The organism is Terrabacter sp. P5_B1 (assembly GCF_056400505.1).
On the sequence record NZ_JBFULD010000497.1, the window covers coordinates 1 to 1,997 of the forward strand.

General features: G+C 71.1%; 1 protein-coding gene. It reads right to left on the bottom strand.

Annotated features, from left to right (window positions below; translation table 11 throughout):
* Positions 1-65 precede the first annotated feature (65 nt).
* On the bottom strand, positions 66-1,997 hold a 1,932-nt coding region (locus AC1DP0_RS21350), incomplete at its 5' end, for an ATP-dependent Clp protease ATP-binding subunit (protein ID WP_478088499.1).

A 1,997-nucleotide genomic window follows, 5' to 3' on the forward strand; every position in this document is an offset into this window, starting at 1 on the left:
GTTCACGGACGACCGCGACGAGAACGTCGCGGCCGCCCGTGAGTTTGGTTGGGATGCCGAGCTGTTCAGACGAGCGTGAGCGTCTCCTGCGCCGGGTCGACGCCGACCTTCACGGTGGACCCGTCGCGGACCTCGCCGGAAAGCAGCCCCCGGGCCAGCCGGTCGCCGATCTCCCGCTGCACCAGCCGGCGGAGCGGACGCGCCCCGTAGGCCGGGTCGAAGCCCCGGGACGCGAGCCACTGGCGTGCGTCGTCGGTGACCTCGAGGGTGATGCGGCGGTCCGAGAGCCGCTGGGCGAACGCCTTGACCTGCAGGTCGACGATCTGGGCCRGGTCGTCGCGGCTCAGGGCGTCGAAGACCACGATCTCGTCGAGCCGGTTGAGGAACTCCGGCTTGAACGACGACCGCACCACGCCCATGACCGACTCGCGTCGTGCCTCCGGGCCGAGCAGCGGGTCGGCGAGGAACTGCGACCCGAGGTTCGAGGTCAGCACGAGGATGACGTTGCGGAAGTCGACGGTGCGACCCTGCCCGTCGGTGAGCCGGCCGTCGTCGAGCACCTGGAGCAGGATGTCGAACGTCTCGGGGTGCGCCTTCTCGATCTCGTCGAGCAGGATCACGGAGTACGGCCGACGCCGGACGGCCTCGGTGAGCTGGCCGCCCTCCTCGTAGCCGACGTAGCCGGGAGGCGCACCGATGAGGCGGGCCACCGAGTGGCGCTCGGAGTACTCCGACATGTCGATGCGGACCATGGCCCGCTCGTCGTCGAAGAGGAAGTCGGCGAGGCTCTTGGCCAGCTCGGTCTTGCCGACCCCCGTCGGGCCGAGGAAGAGGAACGAGCCGGTGGGCCGGTCGGGGTCCGAGACTCCGGCCCGCGTGCGACGGACGGCGTCGGACACGGCGCGCACGGCGCCGGTCTGGCCGATGAGGCGGGCGCCGATGTGCTCTTCCATGTGCAGCAGCTTCTCGGACTCCCCCTCCATGAGACGGCCGGCAGGGATCCCCGTCCACGCGGAGATGACGTCGGCGATGTCGTCGGCGCCGACCTCCTCCTTGACCATCGGCTCGTCCCCGACCGACGTGGCCGCGGCCTCGCGCTCCTGCGCGGACTCCAGCTGCTTCTCCAGCGCGGGGATGTCGCCGTAGGCGATCTTGGAGGCGCCGGCGAGGTCGCCCTCGCGCTGGAGCCGGTCGGCCTGCATGCGCAGGTCGTCGATCTGGGCCTTGAGGTCACCGACGGCGTTGAGGCCCGCCTTCTCGGCCTCCCACCGGGCGTTGAGGGCGGCGAGCTCCTCGGAGCGGTCGGCGAGGTCCTTGCGCAGCCGCTCGAGACGGTCGCGCGAGGCGGCGTCCGTCTCCTGCGCGAGGGCGAACTCCTCCATCTTCAACCGGTCGACGGCGCGGCGCAGCTCGTCGATCTCGACGGGGCTCGAGTCGATCTCCATGCGCAGCCGCGACGCCGCCTCGTCGATGAGGTCGATGGCCTTGTCGGGCAGCTGCCGTCCGGAGATGTAGCGGTCGGAGAGGGACGCGGCCGCGACGAGGGCCGAGTCGGCGATCGTCACCTTGTGGTGCGCCTCGTAGCGCTCCTTGAGGCCGCGCAGGATGGCGATGGTGTCCGCGACCGACGGCTCGCCGACGAAGACCTGCTGGAAGCGCCGCTCGAGGGCGGCGTCCTTCTCGATGTGCTTGCGGTACTCGTCGAGCGTGGTCGCGCCGACGAGGCGCAGCTCGCCGCGGGCCAGCATCGGCTTGAGCATGTTGCCGGCGTCCATCGCCCCCTCGCCGCCGGCGCCCGCGCCGACGACGGTGTGGATCTCGTCGATGAAGGTGACGATCTGCCCGTCGCTGCCCTTGATCTCCTCGAGGACGGCCTTGAGCCGCTCCTCGAACTCGCCGCGGTACTTGGMGCCGGCGAGCATGGCCGCGAGGTCGAGGGAGTAGAGGGTCTTGTCGCGCAGGCTCTCGGGCACGTCGCCCTCGACGATGCGCTGGGC